General features: G+C 73.6%; 14 protein-coding genes. 5 read left to right on the top strand and 9 right to left on the bottom strand.

Going from position 1 to position 17,281, the window contains the following annotated elements:
- Window positions 1–315: 315 nt before the first annotated feature.
- A complete protein-coding gene (locus BLS99_RS26425; RefSeq protein WP_176953490.1) occupies window positions 316–2,736 on the top strand; it encodes an Hsp70 family protein in 2,421 nt (806 codons plus the stop codon).
- On the top strand, window positions 2,733–3,242 hold the full coding sequence (locus BLS99_RS22815; RefSeq protein WP_218126806.1) for an SRPBCC domain-containing protein: 510 nt from the start codon (window positions 2,733–2,735) through the stop codon (window positions 3,240–3,242). The genes BLS99_RS26425 and BLS99_RS22815 overlap by 4 nt, the downstream gene beginning before the upstream one ends.
- Before the next feature lie 134 nt (window positions 3,243–3,376).
- Here the strand turns inward: BLS99_RS22815 and BLS99_RS22810 are convergent, their stop codons facing one another.
- From BLS99_RS22810 to BLS99_RS22800, 3 genes are all read right to left on the bottom strand, one after another.
- Window positions 3,377–4,372, bottom strand: coding sequence for a chaplin family protein (locus BLS99_RS22810; RefSeq protein ID WP_176953489.1), 996 nt, complete (start codon window positions 4,370–4,372; stop codon window positions 3,377–3,379).
- Between the two features lie 305 nt (window positions 4,373–4,677).
- Window positions 4,678–5,088 carry a hypothetical protein gene (locus BLS99_RS22805; RefSeq protein WP_143034917.1) on the bottom strand — a complete coding sequence of 137 codons (411 nt, stop codon included), beginning with the start codon at window positions 5,086–5,088 and terminating at the stop codon, window positions 4,678–4,680.
- Between the two features lie 444 nt (window positions 5,089–5,532).
- Entirely contained in the window at window positions 5,533–6,279 is a 747-nt protein-coding gene (locus BLS99_RS22800; RefSeq protein WP_176953497.1) for a DedA family protein, read from the bottom strand.
- Between the two features lie 214 nt (window positions 6,280–6,493).
- Between BLS99_RS22800 and BLS99_RS22795 the strand changes: the two genes are divergently transcribed.
- Window positions 6,494–7,645, top strand: a complete 1,152-nt coding sequence (locus BLS99_RS22795; RefSeq protein WP_091054026.1) for a flagellar basal body-associated FliL family protein — start codon at window positions 6,494–6,496, stop codon at window positions 7,643–7,645.
- On the opposite strand, the gene BLS99_RS22790 is transcribed toward BLS99_RS22795, so the two are convergent.
- The 4 genes from BLS99_RS22790 to BLS99_RS22775 all read right to left on the bottom strand — a co-directional run bounded on the left by BLS99_RS22790 (window position 7,642) and on the right by BLS99_RS22775 (window position 11,502).
- Entirely contained in the window at window positions 7,642–8,493 is an 852-nt protein-coding gene (locus BLS99_RS22790; protein ID WP_091054025.1) for a hypothetical protein, read from the bottom strand. The two genes, BLS99_RS22795 and BLS99_RS22790, sit on opposite strands and share 4 nt — an antisense overlap.
- Before the next feature lie 186 nt (window positions 8,494–8,679).
- Window positions 8,680–9,039, bottom strand: coding sequence for an ArsR/SmtB family transcription factor (locus BLS99_RS22785; RefSeq protein ID WP_091033022.1), 360 nt, complete (start codon window positions 9,037–9,039; stop codon window positions 8,680–8,682).
- Between the two features lie 542 nt (window positions 9,040–9,581).
- Window positions 9,582–10,601: a LacI family DNA-binding transcriptional regulator gene (locus tag BLS99_RS22780; protein WP_091054024.1), complete on the bottom strand. Its 1,020-nt coding sequence runs from the start codon at window positions 10,599–10,601 to the stop codon at window positions 9,582–9,584.
- A 34-nt stretch (window positions 10,602–10,635) separates the two neighbouring features.
- Window positions 10,636–11,502: an HAD family hydrolase gene (locus tag BLS99_RS22775; RefSeq protein ID WP_091054023.1), complete on the bottom strand. Its 867-nt coding sequence runs from the start codon at window positions 11,500–11,502 to the stop codon at window positions 10,636–10,638.
- 203 nt (window positions 11,503–11,705) lie between these two features.
- Here BLS99_RS22775 and radA point away from each other — a divergent pair, with 203 nt between their 5' ends.
- Window positions 11,706–13,115: a DNA repair protein RadA gene (radA, locus tag BLS99_RS22770; protein ID WP_091054022.1), complete on the top strand. Its 1,410-nt coding sequence runs from the start codon at window positions 11,706–11,708 to the stop codon at window positions 13,113–13,115.
- Between the two features lie 145 nt (window positions 13,116–13,260).
- Here radA and BLS99_RS22765 read toward each other — a convergent pair whose 3' ends face one another.
- A complete protein-coding gene (locus BLS99_RS22765; RefSeq protein ID WP_218126804.1) occupies window positions 13,261–13,644 on the bottom strand; it encodes a MerR family transcriptional regulator in 384 nt (127 codons plus the stop codon).
- Window positions 13,645–13,689: 45 nt separating this feature from the next.
- Here BLS99_RS22765 and BLS99_RS22760 point away from each other — a divergent pair, with 45 nt between their 5' ends.
- The gene (locus BLS99_RS22760; protein ID WP_091054021.1) at window positions 13,690–14,466 is read left to right on the top strand and encodes an alpha/beta fold hydrolase; all 777 of its coding nucleotides are present in this window, start codon (window positions 13,690–13,692) and stop codon (window positions 14,464–14,466) included.
- Between the two features lie 51 nt (window positions 14,467–14,517).
- Here the strand turns inward: BLS99_RS22760 and BLS99_RS22755 are convergent, their stop codons facing one another.
- Window positions 14,518–17,262, bottom strand: a complete 2,745-nt coding sequence (locus BLS99_RS22755) for an AAA family ATPase (RefSeq protein WP_176953488.1) — start codon at window positions 17,260–17,262, stop codon at window positions 14,518–14,520.
- Window positions 17,263–17,281 lie beyond the last annotated feature (19 nt).

The raw sequence follows: 17,281 nt of genomic DNA, 5'->3' as shown, positions 1-17,281 counted from the left end.
GGGGTGGCGGGCCGCGGCGATTTCGGTGCGACCGGCCCGTATCCGTCCCGAACCCCCACCCGCCCCGGGGAACATAGCGGCCATCATGTCGCGGGGGTCCGACAGGAATCGGCCGGGCGCGGGCCCGTGTCACCCGATCGCGGGACACGGGGGCGGTGGGGCCGCGGGTCGCGCTCCCGCGGGGCGGCGCGGCGATGGGGGCGGCGCGCCCGCGCGGCGGTGCAGGCGGCGGGCGCGTGCGTCGGCACGGCGGTCGAAGCGGCGGCCGCGTGCGCTGGACGACCCGTGTTCGTTCGGTTCGTTACGATTCTGGTCATGAGCCCCGGCCCCCAAGGAACCGCACTCGGCGTCGACTTCGGCACCTCGCACACCATCGCGGTGGTCCGCCGCGCCGACGGGAGCGTGCGTCCGCTGCTGTTCGACGGCGCGCCGCTGATGCCGTCGGCGGTGTGCGCCGACGCCGACGGCGGTCTCCTGGTGGGCCGGGACGCGGTCCACGCGGGCCGGCGCCACCCCGAGCGCTTCGAGCCCAACCCGAAGCGGCTCATCGACCGGCCCTCGACGCTGTTGGGCGAGCGCGAGTTCCCGGTCCCCGACCTCATCGCGGCCGTGCTCGGCGCGGTCGCGGCCGAGAGCCGCCGCGTCGTCGGCGCCGCCGCGCAGGTGACGCTGACGGTGCCCGCCGAGTGGGGCCCGGCCCGCCGCCGGGTCGTCGAGGACGCCGCGTCGCGCGCGGGACTGGGCCGGGTGCGGCTGGTGCCCGAGCCGGTCGCCGCCGCCACCTACTACGCCGAGGCCCTGAAGCACCGCACCGCGGTCGGCTCCTCGATCGTGGTCTACGACCTCGGGGCGGGCACGTTCGACGCGAGCGTGGTGCGCCGCACCGAGTCCGGGTTCGAGACGGTCGCGCTCGACGGCCGCGGCGACCTGGGCGGCCTCGACATCGACGCCGCGCTCATCGAGCACCTGGGCGGGGTCTACGGGGACCGCGAGGGCTGGAAGCGGCTCGTCGGCCCCGAGACGATCGAGGAGCGCCGCTACTTCCGCGAGTTCCAGGAGGAGGTGCGCGGCGCCAAGGAGCGGCTCTCGCGGCACCAGCAGTCGGACATCGCGATCCCGCTGCTCGACGTCGAGGCGCACCTGACCCGGCACGAGCTGGAGCAGATCGCCCGCCCGCACCTGGAGCAGACGGTCCGCGTCACACTCGGGGTCATCCGCGCCGCGGGCCTGTCCCTCGGCGAGGCCCCCGTGTTCCTCGTCGGCGGCGCGAGCCGCATGCCGCTGGTGGCGACCATGCTCCACCGCGAGCTCGGAACGGCCCCGACGGTGCTCGACCAGCCGGAGGTCGTCGTCGCCGAAGGCTCGGTGCTGTGGGCGCGGTCCGACGCGGCCACGCTCCACCTCCAGCGCCCCGCCCCCGCCGCGGCCCCGGCGCCCGCGACGACGCCGCAGGCCGCCCCCGTGTTCGCGCCGCGGCAGCCGACCGCGTACCGCCCGCAGGAGTCCCCCGCCTCGCCGCACCGGGCGCTGCCGCCGGTCGCCACCCCGCCCGCCGCCCCGCCGGTGTCGGTGTCCGGTGACGCCCCCGAGCCGCCCGAGACCGACGCGGAGCGGCTGCGGCGCAAGAAGATCGGCCGCCGCCTCCTCGCGGGCTTCATCGCCGTCGACCTGCTCATCGTGGCGGGCCTGTGGTGGTTCAACCGCGACGAGGGCGCCACCGACGAGTTCGACGACCTCGCCACCGCGACCTCGTTCACACCCGACTGGGAGCCCGCCGAGGCCGGCACCAACATCGCGCAGATCGAGTCCGCCCACGCCGACGCCGTCATGGCCCTGGCGCCCGCCGAGACCGCGGACGGCCCCATGCTGTTCTCCCGCGGCAACGACGGCATGCTCCGCCAGTGGAACCTGGAGACCGGCGCGCTCGTCGACGAGTTCGACCTCGAGATCGGCGTCCAGGCGCTGTGGGCCGCGGCCTCCTCCACCGGCTACGACCACATGGTCGCGATCGGCGACGACGGCGACCCGTACCTGTGGACCGCCGAGACCGGCGAGTTCACCTGGGCCGGCACGCCCGAGATGGTCGCCGAGGGCGCCGAGGTCCGCATCCGCCGCACCGGCGTCGTCGACGGCCACGCGGTCCTGAGCCTGCTCAACGAGACCGAGTACGAGCTGTACGACCTGGAGTCGCAGGAGACCGTCACGCGCCTCCCCGTCCCCAGCGGCTACGGGTACCCGCGCTTCTTCACCTCCACCGACGGCCCCGCCACGAACCTGGTCGCGGTCACCGGCGCGCAGCAGGTCGACGTCGTCGACGGCGCCACCGGCGAGCCCTGGGGCCTGGCCATGACCGCGGGCGACCAGCCGCTGTCGACCGCCGCGTTCGCCGTCGTCTACTACTGGGACACCCCCTACGCGATGCTCTACGACGCGGGCGGGGACCTGTACTTCTGGGACCTCGACGCCCAGACCCCCGCCCTCGAACCGGTCCCCTACGGCGACGAGGACGACTCGATCCACCACGAGCTGGTGGACACCTCCGGCGGCATGTCGCTGCTGTGCCTCGACACATCCGGCGCGGCCAAGGCCGTCGGCATCGGGCACGACGAGGAGATCGAGTTCCCCTCCGGCGGCGCCGAGGTCACCAAGCTCGTGGACGTCACGGTGGACGGCACGCAGTACGCGGCCACCGGCGACAGCAACGGCAACATTCGATTCTGGAGTCTGGGACTGTGATCATCCTGGTCGTCGCGGCCGTCATCGTGGCCGCAATCACCGCATACGCCATCTGGGCCGGGGGCAAGGAGCACCGGATCGAGACCACCGCGCACCTCGACGCGCGCGCCAACGAGGTGTGGGCGGTCCTCACCGACTTCCCCGCCTACGGGGAGTGGAACCCGTTCATCACCGCGATCGCGGGCCTCCTCGCCGAGGACGAGCGCCTGGAGGCGACCTTCCTGCGGGGCGACGGGAAGCCGATGACGTTCCGGCCCCGCGTCCTGCGGGTCTCCCCGGCCCGCCAGATCCGGTGGCTCGGCAGGCTCGGCCCCGGCGGCCTCTTCGACGGCGAGCACTACCTCGTGCTCGAACCGCAGCAGGACGGCACCACGGTCCTCACCCACGGCGAGCGGTTCACCGGGATCCTGGTGCCGCTCATGGCGGGCACCCTCGCCGACACCGAGCGGAGCTTCACGTCGATGAACGACGCGCTCGCCGCCCGCCTCGACGCCGTCCGGGACTGAACGCGGATTCGCGCCGCGGCCCTGAGGCCGCGGCGCGAGTGCGGTATCGATGTGCGGTATCGACAGTGCGGTTTCGAACGTGCGGTCGTGCGGGGCGGGGAGGGCGCCCGGTTCGGCGCTCCCCCGCGGTGTCCTTAGCGGACGCCCGCGCCGGCCAGCTCGGTCACGCCGGAGACCGCGTCGGAGGCCGTGTCCGCAACACCTTCGGAGGTGGTGTTGCCGACCAGGCCGCCGGCGAGGCCGCCGACCACCGGGGCGCCGCTGACGACGCCGCCGACGGTGTCGAGACCGGGGACGGGCAGGGCCTCTTCGTTGAGGTCCACGTCCGCCGCCTCGGCGGTGGCGAGCTCCTTGTGGCTGTCGTGCCCCTCGTGCTTGTCGTTGCCGGGGATCTCGGCCTCGGAGCCGCCGTCGCACGAGGCGGTGGCGACACCGAGGATCGCGATGGCGTTGCCGCACACGTTGATCGGGGCCTGGATCGGCGCGAACACCTGGTTGCCGTTGCCGAGGCCGACGTTGCCCTGCGTGGTGAGGTCGCCGGCGCCGCTGTAGTCGGCGTCCGCGCCCCCGTCGCAGTCCGCGTCGGACACGCCGCCGACGGCGATCGCGTTGCCGCAGGCGTTGATCGGGGCCTGGATCGGCGCGAGGAGCTGGTTGCCCGAGAGCGCGCCGTAGTTGTGCTGGGTCAGGGTGCTCCCCGACTCGGTGGCGCGGCCCGACTCGGCGATGTCCGCGTCGGCCCCGCCCTCGGAGCCGGCCCAGGAGTGCCCGCCGACCGCGGCGGCGATGCCGCTCACGTCGACCGGGACCTGGACGGGGGCGAACGCCTGGTTGCCGTTGCCCAGACCGGTGTTGTTCTGGGTGGTGAGGTCGCCCGCGCCGTCGAAGTCGGCTTCGGAGCCGCCCTCGCAGCCGGAGTCGGCGGTGCCGAGCACGGCCGCGGAGACGCCGCAGATGTTGACGGGGACCTGGATCGGGGCGATGACCTGGTTGCCGGAGACCGCTCCGACGTTGTCCTGCGTGGTCGTGTCAGGCCCGGTGGCGTGAGCGGTGCCGGCGCCGGCGACGAGGACCGCCCCGACGGCGACGAGTCCGGTCTGCGCGGTCTTGCGAGCCCATGAGTTGTGCACGAAGTTCACCTTTCAGGGAAGTTGTTGCTGTTCCATCACGTCCCCCGTGAAGCTCCGTGGCTCCAAAAGCTTGTGCGCGTCCGAGGAAGGCGAGCTGGGTCTCGCCTGCGGACGGGGTGCTGTTGAAACCGGGAGAGTTGTGGCGGTCGGCGGGCCGTCCGGCCGGGCGCCCGCGGGCACGCTCGCGCGGACTCGGCGGTGCACCGCCTCGTCGCGTTCACGTGTCCGCTTGCGTCCTGGGGCCGGACGGGCCCGTCGTCCGTGTTCGGGCCGGCGCGGCGGGCGCCGGGACCGAGGTACGAGCCCTAGAAGGGCAGCGGGACCGGCAGGCCGCCGCCGAGGCCGCCGAGCAGGTCGCCGACGGGGAGCCCGTCGAGCGGTCCGCCCTGGGGCGCCTCGTCCTGGCCGCCCTTGTTCGGGTTCTCGGCGGGCTTGTCGGCCTTGGCCTCGGCGTCGGCGCCCGAGGGCACCAGCATGTCGAGACCGGGGACCGCGCTGACCGCGCTGAGTCCGGGCACCTTGTCGGTGACGCCGGAGGCCATGCCGGTGACCGCGTCGGGAGAGACCGGGAGCCCCCCGAGGGCTTCCGGAGTCGCCGCGACCAGGTCGCCGGCGGACTCCTCGACAGTGTCGGCGGCCTGAGCGGCCGTCCCCGCGAGCAGCAGAGCCCCCGTGGCGAGGCCCCCGAGGAGGCCCGCCGTACGCGCAGTGCGCATCTTCATCTGCTTCATTGCCTTTCTTCGTACCGCTCTGGTCCGGCCGTCACTGGGGAAGCAGCACTGACCGGGCCGGCGGGCGGCACAAGATCGCTGAATTGTCCGTGTTCGACAAGCGGCTGACGGCGGCGCGCACGAAGCGGCGCCCGCGCATGCGACCCCCAGCCGCGACCGCACCGGCTGGTTCGCCGGGGGATCGGGGACCGCGCTCGCTGTCCGGTGGGCCGGTGACACTCCGGCCCGGCCGCATCGCGTGCGGCCACCCTGACTAACTGGAGAGGCGGGGGCGCGGTTACGCCCAGACGCGAAGAAATTCGAAAAAGATGCGATGTTGCGCACCAGGAATGTGAGGATGACGCATATGCCCGAGTCGCCCGCGCCAAGGGACAGCGAAACGGCCCTCCGCTCGAAAGCGAAGGGCCGCAACGAAAAACGTGATGAACGTTACCGCACGCGGGGCAGGATCATCGTGTCCGTGTGCCCGGAGCCGCCGTTCTGGTCCTCACCGCCGCCGCGCTTCCTGCGGATCAGCTTGACGACGCGCGCGATCACGAACCACGCGAACAGGCCGCCGATGACGACGACCACGATCTTGCTCAGCAGCCCCGAGTACTCGGCCAGGACCGGCTCGATCGAGGGCCCGAACGCGAAGCCGAGCCCGATCCAGATCCCGTTCCACACCACCGAACCGACCAGGGTGTAGCCGGTGAACTTCCAGAACGGCATCTTCTCGATCCCGGCCGGCACCGAGATCGCGCTGCGCACCAGGGGAAGGCACCGGCCCGCGAGGACCGCGATCCCACCCCATCTGGCGAAGAACTTCTCCGAGCGCTCGAAGTCCTTGAGCTCCAGGAGCGGCAGCTTCTCGAACAGCCAGCGCGTGCGCTCGCGGCCGAAGAAGTAGCCGACGTAGTAGAGGATGTACGCGCCGGCCATCGAGCCGAGCGCGGCGAAGAACATCGCCAGCCAGAAGTTCATCTTCCCCTGGTAGGCGAGGAAGCCCGCGACGGGGAGGATGAGCTCGGAGGGGATCGGGGGGAAGACGGACTCGATCGCGAGGGCCAGCCCGACGCCGACCTCCCCGAACTTCGTGATCAGGTCGAGCACCCAACCGATGATGCCGTCGTACTCGTCGGCGTGGGTGACGTCTCCCGTGGAGGCGGCCGCCAGTGCCAGTGTTTCGCTGAGCATGTTGGTCACGCCGCCAGCGTATCCGGCTCGCGTTCGGGCCCGCCTCGGTCATCGGGCCGAGGGCGCCCGGCCGCCCGGCGGAGCTCCGGGCGCGAGCGTTCGGCCAGGTGTCGCGCGGCGTGCGGGGCCGGGCCATACTTAGTGGTAATTCCGCGCTTCTCACGGCACCCACGCCCGGACAGCGCTCGGCGTATCGCAGGTTGAGGGGGCTTCGATGAGTCGCACGGTCGGGCCGTACAGCGACGTCACGACCGCGCGCGTCGAGGGCGCCTACGAGCTGTGCGAGGGCGAGGACGAGAACGGCCGGCCCGTGCAGATCCTCACCCTCGGCTCCACCTCCTCCAAGGACCCCGCCCGCCGCGGTCTCCTCTCCGACACCGTGGCCTGGGCCTACGCCACGGCCGGGCCCGACGACGCCCCGATCCTCGTGGCCGACCTCGAAGCGGAGCAGCCCTACGTGGTGGTCCTGCGCGACCCGCGCCTGCGCGGCGCCGACCGCATCATGGACCGGCTCCTCGCGCTCGGCCCCGCGACGGGGCCGCTGCCGGTCGGTCCCGCGGCCGCGGCCCAGCGGGCCGCCCACCAGATGGCGGCCGCGCAGCGCTCGCCCGCGCCCGTCGCCTCCCCGGTCGGGCCGCCCTCGCCGCCGCCCATGTCGCCGCCGGTGGTCATCATCGCGCCGCCCCGGAAGCGCTCGCAGCTGGTGCCGATCCTCGTGGGCATCGGCTCGGTGGTGGTCATCCTGGCGCTCGTGGTGGGCGTGTGGATCCTCATGTCGGGCAGCGGCGACGACCCGGACGGCTCCAGTGCCGAGCCGGGCGACACCGCGGCGGTCGAGGACGTCTCCCAGGCGCCTTCCGAGGCCGGTGAGGACGAGCAGGCCGGGGACGAGACCCCGCAGTGGGACGAGGCGGCCGGTGAGGAGCGGGTCGGCGGGACGCTGTTCCCCGACGACGCCCGGACGCGGACCGTCGCGTACGCGGGCTGGCCGTTCGCGTTCCGCGTGCCCGAGGGCTTCGACTGCGACGAGGAGGGCGCGTCGGCGGTGTGCACCGCGGACGGCGGCGACTCGACCATCACGGTCGGCTGGGAGGTGTGCGGCGGGGACTGCCCGCCCGAGGCGCGCGACATGCTCCGCGAGGAGCTGCCGTACCAGCCGCTCCAGACGTTCCAGAACGGCGACATCGGGGTGTCGGAGCGGACGCAGGAGGCGGGGCGCTGGCGCGGGTCGCTCAGCGTGTTCACGGCCGCGGAGGACGGGGTGTTCCACGCCTGGTCGACGGTCGACGTGATGGAGTTCCGGTCCGACGAGTGCTGGCAGGTCTTCAACGACGTGCTCAACCAGTCGCAGGCGAAGGCGGCCTAGCGTTCGTCCCAGCCTCGCAGGGCGGCTTCGATGACCTCGGTCGAGGAGGGCGCGGGCTGCGGGATGCCCGGGGTGAGGCCGTGCTGGGCGAGGAGTTCGCCGTACTGGGCGCTGCTGTAGGAGCGCAGGAGGTTCTGGGCGGCCTCGCGTTCGTCGGGGCCGAGCTCGGCGCGCACGAGCATGGGGTACTCGAACTGGGCGACCTGGGCCGCGCCGGCGGGGGCCTGGAGGGTGGTGCCGCCGGTGCTGTTGTGGGCGGCGACTTCGGGGGCGGACATGACGGGCGGGCCGTCGCCGCCTTCGGGGGTGTACTCGTCGACGCCGAAGATGATGATCCACATGAGGCTCGCGGCGTGCTGCCGCGGGTCCTGGAGCGCCACGACGGTCTCGTCGGGGAGGACCTGGTCGGTGCTCTGGCCTTCGGGGAGTGCGAGGCCGACCGCGCTGGAGGCGGTGGAGTCCTGGAGGACCTCCCACTGGTCGGCGGGGAGCGCGCCGTCGGGGCCGGGGAGGTTGCGCCACAGGCCGGTCTCGGGGATCCACACGTCGGCGCCGGTGTCCTGGACGGCGTTCCCGGCGACGGCCTCGACGGTGATGTCGGCGCACACGTCGGAGCCGCGGGAGGGGGCGCCGCCGCCGGCGGCGATGAACTCGTCGAGGACCGCGGCGATCTCGGGGGCGGCCGCGACCTTCAGCTCCACCTCGGTCCCGCAGGACTGGACGTGGGCGATCGCGGCGTTCAGGGTGTAGGCGGTGACCGGGGCGAAGACGGCGAGCAGCGCCGCGCCTCCGAGGAGGCGGCGGCCCTCTTTCGAGAGGCGCCCTCGTCTGCGGTGTACGCCTGCCATGTGACGAGTGTATGACCTGGCGCGAGCGCCGTCGAGATCGCGTTTTTCAGTTATCAGTTTGGGACGGAGCGTGGCCGCGCACCCGACCGGGGGTCGGGACGCGCGGTGCCGCGGGACGGGACGTCCGCGGCCGGTCCGGGCCCGGGTTCGCACCCGGTCCCGGTCCGGCCCCGGCGTCCGCGCGGCTCACCGGCGACGCGGGCGCCGCTTGGGCGGCGTCAGCAGGTCGGCGACGATCCGCATCGTCTCGGGGACGAGGCGGAAGTAGGCCCACACCCCGCGCTTGTCGCGCTGGACGACCCCCGCCTCGGCGAGGATGCGCAGGTGGTGGGAGACGGTGGGCTGAGAGAGTCCGAGGGGCTCGGTCAGCTCGGCGACGCATGCTTCCTGCTCGGGAGCAGCCTGGATGAGGCTGATGAGCTGGAGGCGGTTCGGATCGGCGAGTGCTTTGAGGACACCCGCGATGCGCTCCGCGTCGGATTTGGAGAGCGTTTCGCCGCTGACCGGCGAGACTGGCGTCTCTGCCTCGACGGTGACTCGCACCATGATCGTGTTCCTTCCGGATTGGTTCCAGTCGGAACCGGATTCGGCCGCACTGCCCATTAATCCAGTTCCAACCCTGAATATGCCTCCGCGGTGTGGCCGGGCGGTAACGACGACGCTTCCGGCTCGCAAAGGCTTTCGGTTCCGTTGGATCGCGAATCGGGCTGCACCACGGCCCGTCCCGGATCCACAGCCGAGATTACGCCTGCACTGCCAGCGGGGCCACCGCCGACACTTGGTCATTTCGCAGGCCGCAGGATCGGCTATTCAGTTGAAGCCGCACTACCAGGAGTTATATCTACATCTCCCTATATTTAAGCGGTTGCCGAATTCACGGTGAGAGCGGATTCACCCGCATCGATCGATCGACGTCCCAATATATAGAACAGCTCTGATTCATGATGTTAGCGCGCGTCGGCAAGGAATGCGGCCCAGTGGTGTTTCCGCTCGGTTACATGAAGTTGAGAAATCCCACATTCGGGACAAGCCGAAGGGCGGGGCCCATCGGTCCCGCCCTGCACGGAGCGAATCGGTTCCGGGCCGCCTCAGGGGCGCGGCCGGGCCGTCGAGTCGCGCTCGATGAGCTCGGCCTCGACCGACAGCTCCTCGGGGTACTCCTCGTCCTCCACCAGCGCCGCCTCCAAGGCGCGCACGCCCATGTCGTGCAGCGGGAGGGCCACGGTCGTCAGCGACGGGGTGAGGTCGCGCACGATCGGGATGTCGTCGAACCCGGCCACCGAGACCTGCTCGGGGATGCTCACGCCGCCCTCGCGCAGGGCCGTGCACAGGCCCGTGGCCTGCACGTCGGAGGTCACGAACACCGCGGTCGGCAGCTTCCCGCCGTCGAGGAGGAAGCGCCCGGCCTGGTAGCCGCCGTCGCGGGTGAACTCGGCGGGGACGTGCACGACCTCGGCGTCCTCCGGCAGCGCCGACAGGAACCCCTCGCGGCGCTCGCGCACCACCTGGAGCTGCTCGGGGCCGGCGACCACGGCGAAGCGGCGGTGGCCCAGCTCGGACAGGTACCGCGCCAGTCCGGCCGCGCCCTCTCGGTTGGCGGGGCGCACGACCCGCCCGGGCAGGCCCGGCTGCCCCACCGAGACCACGGTCGCGCCCAGTTCCAGCAGGTCCGACAGGTGCTCGGAGAGCCGCTGCTCGGCGGCCTTGTCCGTGGTCCGCGACCCGGCGACGATGACCGCGCGCGGCCGGTAGCCGCGCAGCGAGTCCAGGTGCTGGATCTCGGAGTCGGGGTCGATGCCGGTGTCGGCGATGAGGACGCGCACGTTCCGGCGGGCCGCCTCCGCGAGGACGCCCCCGGCGATCTGCCCGAAGTAGGGGTCGGTCACGTCGTGGAGCAGCAGGGCCACGGTCTGGGACGTCGCCCGCGCGAGCACCTGGGCGCCCACGTTGGGGGCGTACCGCAACCGGCGCGCCGCCTCGCGCACCCGCTCGCTGAGCTGGTCGCTCACCCGGTGCGGGGAGCCGTTGAGCACGCGGGAAGCGGTGGCCACCGAGACGCCGGCGGCTCGGGCGACATCGGCCAGTCGGGCCGGTTGTTTGCGTTCCATCCCGCTGAGGCTACCCATCTGCGGAAAGCGCTGCTCAAGCGGTCCGGAGCCGCCGGTCCCTCCACACTCGCCACACCACGTAGGCAACAGCCGCAACACCGGCGCCGACGGCCGCGACCTTGAGCGGACTGGGCCCGGACAGCTGCGGGCGCAGGGCCACCGGGCGCCGGAACGTCAGCTGCGGCCACCCCTCCTCCTGGGCGAGGCGCCGCAGGCCCCGGTCGGGGTTGACCGCCCGCGGGAAGCCCACGGCGCGGAGCATCGGCTCGTCGGTGATCGAGTCGGAGTACGCGAACGACGCCCCCAGGTCGATGCCGCGCTCGGCCGCGAACGCCCGCATCGCCTCGGCCTTCGCCGGGCCGGCCGCGTAGAAGTCGACCTCGCCGGTGTAGCGCCCGTCGGCGCCGACGACCATGCGCGAGGCGATCACGTCGGTCGCCCCGAGCATCCGCCCGATCGGCGCCACCATCTCCTCGCCCGACGCGCTCACCAGGACCACCGCGCGCCCCGCCGAGCGGTGCGCCTCGATGAGCGCCGCCGCCTCCGCGTACACCGCGGGCGCGATCAGTTCCTCGAGGGTCTCCTCGACGATCGCCCTGACCTCGTGGGCGGGCCAGCCGCGCGACAGCTCCGCGACCGCGTCGCGGGTGCGCGCCATCTGCGCCTCGTCCGCGGACCCGCCGAGGCGGAACAGCAGGTGGGAGTAGCCGACCTTGAGGACGTCGCGGCGGGCGAGCAGGCCGCCCTGGTAGAGCGGCCGCGAGAACGCGAGGCTGCTCGCCTTCGCGATGATCGTCTTGTCCAGGTCGAAGAAGACCGCGCCGCCGCGCGACCGCTCCGGGGCGGGAGCCGGTTCGAGCGAGAGTGCCGTTGATCCGTTGCGGGGCTCCGCTGCGTTCATGCCGCCAGTCTAGACAGCGCGGCAAACCGCTTTCGCCCACTTGTCCCACGGCACCGGACCGTGTCGGGCGCCGGGCACGGCGAGAGCCGCGCGGCCCCCGGGGACGGGCCCCCGGTCTGCAATGGTGCCGGAGGGGTCCGACATGGCGGCCGGGGCGGCGCTTCGAACAGCGGGCTGTCGGCCCCGGCCCGTAAGCTGGCGCCATGCCGAAGAGCCAGCGAATCGCCTACGCCTGCGGGGCATGCGGGGCCCGCGTCCCCAAGTGGGTCGGCCAGTGCCCCGAGTGCGGCGAGTGGGGCTCCATGGAGGAGACCGCCGCGCCGCCGCGCCAGGCCGCGGGCCCGGGCGGCGGCGGTGGCGGCGCGACCGCCGCGCGCCGCCCCGCGATGCCAGCGCTGAAGATCGGCACCGTCTCCGGGGAGCAGGCCGCGAGCCTGCCCACCGGCATCGGCGAGTTCGACCGCGTCATGGGCGGCGGCATCGTCCCCGGCGGCGTGACCCTCATCTCCGGTGAGCCGGGCGTCGGCAAGTCGACGCTGCTCCTCGAAGTGGCGCACCGGTTCGGCGAGGCCGGGTACGGGCGCGCGCTCGTGGCCACCGGCGAGGAGTCCGCGGCCCAGGTGCGCCGCCGCGCCGACCGGACCGGGTGCCTCTCCGAGGAGCTGTACCTCGCCGCGGAGACCGACCTCGGCGCCGTGCTCGGGCACATCGACGACGTCAAGCCGGGCCTGCTCGTGCTCGACTCGGTCCAGACGGTCCTCGCCCCCGACACTGACGGCGTCCCCGGCGGCGTCACCCAGGTCAAGGCCGTCGCCACCGCCATCACCCAGGAGGCCAAGGCGCGCAACATGGCCGTGATCCTGGTCGGGCACGTCACCAAGGACGGGAACATCGCCGGGCCGCGCGCCCTGGAGCACCTGGTCGACACCGTCGTGCACTTCGAGGGCGACCGGCACTCGATGCTGCGCCTGCTGCGCGGCGTCAAGAACCGCTTCGGCCCCTCCGACGAGGTCGGCTGCTTCGAGATGACCGAGGACGGGATCGTCTCGCTCGCCGACCCCTCCGGGCTGTTCCTCGACGACGCCCCGACCGAGCCCACGCCCGGCACCTGCGTGACCGTGACGATGGAGGGCCGCCGGGCCGTGCCGGTCGAGATCCAGGCCCTGCTCGGCAAGTCGGTGAAGGACGGCGCGGTCCCGCGCCACACCGTCTCGGGCCTCGACCTGGCCCGCCTGAACATGATCCTCGCGGTCCTCACGCGCCGCAGCGGGATGCGGATGCTCGACCGCGAGGTGTACGCGACCACGATCGGCGGCATCCGGGTGCGCGAACCGGCCTCGGACCTCGCGCTCGCCCTCGCGCTGGTGAGCGCCGACCAGGACATCGCGGTGAGCGCGGACCTGGTGGCGATCGGCGAGGTGAGCCTGACGGGCCAGGTGCGGCGCACCGTGAACGCCGACCGGCGCGTGAGCGAGGCGGCGCGCCTCGGCTTCAAGACCGCGATCGTCCCCAAGGGATCGGTGTCGGAGCGGCACCGCATCGAGGTGGTCGAGGTCGAGACCATCAACGATGCCAAGCAGGCCGCGGCGCGCACGTGGGCCCGCCGGGGCTGACGGGCGGTCGCAACGGCCGCGGCGGGGCCGACCTGGGCTTCGCGAGCACGCGCTCGGGAAGCGGCGCCGGTGCACCGCGTGCGGGCGGCCGCGACCTCAGTGGAGGCGATGGCGATGGCGGCAGCGGCGGTGCCGGCGGCGGCCGCTACAGCGGTCCGGGCCTGAAGGGGGCGCGCTCCACCTGGCCGACCTGCTCGGCGAGGAGGTCGCGCTTCGAGGCGAGGTCGGCGATCTGCCGGTCGAGGCGGTCGAGGCCGTCGTCGAGGACGGCCTTGGAGTGGTCGCAGTGGCGCACGCCCTTCGCGCACACGCACGGCATGATCTCGCGGATCTCCCGCGAGGTCAGGCCCGACTCCAGGAACCGCCGGATGTGCCCGACCCGCTCGGGGGCGTCCGCGGCGTAGCGCCGGTACCCGTTCGCGTCCCGGTGCGGGACAAGGAGCTCCTGCTCCTCGTAGTAGCGCAGCAGCCGGGTGCTCACCCCGGTGCGCCGCGCGAGCTCGCCGATCAGCACCATGGCCTCCGTCACATGTGTTGGACCTTCACACTGGTGTGAAGCCATAACGTCGCGGCCATGACGAACATTTCCAGCGGCATCGCGCACCCGATCCTCCTGTCCACCAGCGTCACCGGCTCCGGCCCCGGTGTCGTCCTCGCCCACGGCGCCAGCGGGAGCATCGAGTCGAACTTCGGTTCGCTCATCCCGCTGCTCGCCCAGGGCCACACGGTCACCGCCTCCGGCTACCCGACCGACGACACGCCCCTCGACCTCGACGGCCTCGCCGACGCGCTGGTCGCCGCGGCCGCCACCGAGCGCTTCACGATCGTCGGGTTCTCCCTGGGCACGGCCGTCGCGGTGCGGGCCGCGGTGCGCCACCCCGACCGGGTCGCCGGACTGGTCCTCGCGGCCGGGATCGCCCGCGCCGACCACCGGCTGCGGCTGGCGTTCGACCTGTGGACCGCGCTGCTGCGCGCGGGCGACCGGGACGCGTTCGCGAGGCTCGCGATGTACGCGGCGTTCAGCGCCTCCTTCACGAACGGCCTTGCGCCCGAGGCGGTCGCGGCCTCGGTCGACATGATCGCCGCGCGCGTCCACGACGGCATCCTCCCGCAGGCGGCCCTCGGGCGGGCGGCCGACACGACCGCGGACCTCGCCCGCGTCGCCGTCCCGACCCTCGTCATCGCCGCCACCGAGGACCTGCTGGTCGACCCCGCGAACCACCGGTTCCTGGCCGAGCGCATCCCCGGCGCCGAGTACACCGAGATCGCGGCCGGGCACGTCCTCATGGCCGAGCGGCCCGACGAGTGGCACCGCGCGGTCCTGGAGTTCCTGGACCGCAAGGGGCTCTAGGTCGGAGGCGCGTCAGAGCCAGGTCTCAGCGGCGGATCTCAGCGGCGGAGCTCAGAGACCCAGCTTCGCGAGTTCGGTGCGGGAGGCGACGCCGAGCTTCGGGTACGCCTTGTACAGGTGGTATCCGGCGGTGCGCGGGCTCAGGTAGAGCTGCTCGCCGATCTCGCGGTTGCTCAGGCCCGCGGCGGCGAGGCGGACCACTTGCAGCTCTTGGGGAGTGAGCTTCCCGGCGAGGTCGGGGGCCGCCTCCACCGGGCCGGCGTCGCCCGCGGCGCGCAGCTCGCGGCGGACCCGCTCGGCCCACGGCTCGGCCCCGAGGCGCTCGAACACCGCCGCGGCCGAACGGAGCCGGGTCTTCGCCTCGTTGACGCGGCGGGCCCGGCGCAGCCACTCGCCCAGGAGCAGGTCGGTGCGGGCGGCCTCGAACGGGAAGCCGCCCCCGGCGTCGGCGAGCTCGGCGGCGCGGTGGAGCGCGGCGGCCCGCTCGTAGTGCGCGCCCGCGTCGGCGTCCGCCGCGAGGAGCCCCCGGCAGCGCTCGACCAGCGCGGCCAGGTGGTCGCGGCCGGCGGCCTCGGCCCACTCGGTGAACCAGCCGAACGCGGCCTCGACGCGGCCGGGGTCGCCGGCGCGGACGGCCGCCTCGACGGCGAACGGCACGTACCCGAGCGCGTCGCCGGGGGCGCTGGAGTCCAGGTGGACCATGAAGTGGTCCAGCGCCTCCTCGTTGCGTCCCAAGGAGAAGTCGAGGACCGCGGTGGCGATGTCGATGGGCACCGGGTTGCTGCCGGGCGAGTCGAGCGCGGCGGCCTCCACGAGCTCGCGGACCAGCGCCCGCTCGCCGCGGAGCGCGGCGATGGGGGCGAGCACGTAGGCGCGGGCCTTGACTGGGCCGATCTTCTGGCCCAGCTCGACCGAGAGTTCGACGGCGTTGCCCGCCAGCGCTTCGGCGTCCTTCCAGCGGCCGCGGTGGAACTCGGTGACGGCGTGGAGGGTGAGCGAGCGCGGCAGGGCCCCGGCGGCGCCGGTCTGGCGGGCGAGGCGGACGGTGGCGGCGGCGGTCTGCTCGGCGGCGGGGATGTCGCCGACGAGGGTCTGCCACCAGGCGACCATGGCGCGGTTCTCGGGGGTGACGGCCTCGCCGAAGCCGACGTGGATGTCGATGAGGCGGCGCAGGGCCGCGACGGCGTCGGTGACGGTGATGGCGCAGGAGCGGTTGAACCCGGCGGTGGCGGCGGCGAGGTCGCGCACCCACGGGGAGTGGTCGATGGCGAGGCGCTCGGCGTGCTCGGCGGCGACCTCGGCGCGGGAGAAGTCCCCGGCCTGCCAGGAGAGTTCGACGGCGCGGAACAGCGGGTAGCCGGCGGCCTCGGGCTGGGCGGCGGTGTAGTGGTCGGCGGCCTCCATGTAGAGGCGGTACGCCTCGCGGACGTCGTTGTCCCAGGTGGCGACGAGGGCGGCGATGAGGGTGGCGCGGGCGTGGACGGCCCGGTCGCTCGTGGAGCGGCCGATCTGGAAGCACAGCTCTCTCGCCTTGGGGCCGTTGCCGGCCGCGACGGCGGCTTCGGCGGCGCGCAGGAGGCGGCGGCCGCGTTCGGGCCCTTCGGGGGTGAAGGCGGCGGCGCGTTCGAAGGTGGCGTACTCGACGCCGTGGCCGCCGCAGGTGGAGGCGCATTCGGCGGAGGCTTCGAGGGCGGCGGCGACGGTCTCGTCGGGGCCGGTCGCGGCGGCGGCGAGGTGGAAGGGCCGGCGGTGGTCCTCGGGGTCCATGACGTCGGCCATGGTCCGGTGGGCTTCGAGGCGGCGGTGGACGGGCGCGCCCTGGTAGGCGGCGGAGCGGATGAGGGGGTGTCCGAACGTGAAGCGGCCGGCCTGGAAGCGGACGAGGTCGTCGGCCTCGGCGGGGGCGAGGTCGGTGAGCTGGGCGCCGAGCTTCCCGGCGGCGTCGAGGACGAGCGCGGTGTCGGCGGTGTCGTCGGCGGCGATGAGGAGCAGGAGGGTGCGGGTGGGTTCGGGGAGGCCGTCGATGCGGTCGCCGAAGACCTGCTTGAGGCGGGTGGTGGTGGACCGGGGGCCGGCCCAGTCGGCGGCGAGGCGGGCCTCGGGTTCGACCGCGGGGAGTTCCAGGAGCGCGAGGGGGTTGCCTTCGGCGGAGTGCAGGACCCGGTTGCGGGCGTTGAAGGGCAGTGCGCCGAGGCGGGCGGACAGGAGGGCTCCGGCGGCCTCGTCGTCGAGGGGGCCCAGGCGCATCTCGTCGAGGCCGGGGGTGGGGAAGTCGGGGGCGTAGCCCTCGCGGACGGTGAGGAGCATGGCGACCGGTTCGGCCGCGAGGCGCTTGGCGAGGAACAGCAGGACGGCCGCGGAGTCGGGGTCGAGCCAGTGGGCGTCGTCGACGACGCACAGGACCGGCCGCACGGCCGCGGCGGCGCCGAGGAGGCTGAGGGCGGCGAGGCCGACGACGAACCGCAGGTCGCCGGGGACGGCGGCCTTGTCGGGGGCGGCGGCGAGGCCGAGGGTCCGGGAGAGGACGCACGCGTGGTGGTCGGGGATGGTGTCGAGGTGCGCGGCGAGCGGCAGCAGGAGCGCCTGGAGGCCCGCGAAGGACCAGGAGTGCTCGGACTCGACGCCGGTGCAGCGCAGGACGGTGAAGTCGGCGGCGGCCTCGGCGGCGGCGGCCGCGAGGCTCGACTTGCCGATCCCGGCCTCGCCGCGCACGACGACGGCCGATCCGCGGCCCTCGCGGGCCCGGGCGAGGCGGTCGGCGAGGGCGGCGGTCTCGGTGTCGCGTCCGTACAGCACGGCTCCAACGGTACCGCCG

The organism is Glycomyces sambucus, assembly GCF_900102815.1.
In the GTDB taxonomy this organism is placed as follows: Bacteria; Actinomycetota; Actinomycetes; order Mycobacteriales; family Micromonosporaceae; genus Glycomyces; species Glycomyces sambucus.
Note: the sequence above shows the minus strand (reverse complement) of the source record. Positions and strands in the feature narration are given on the sequence as shown.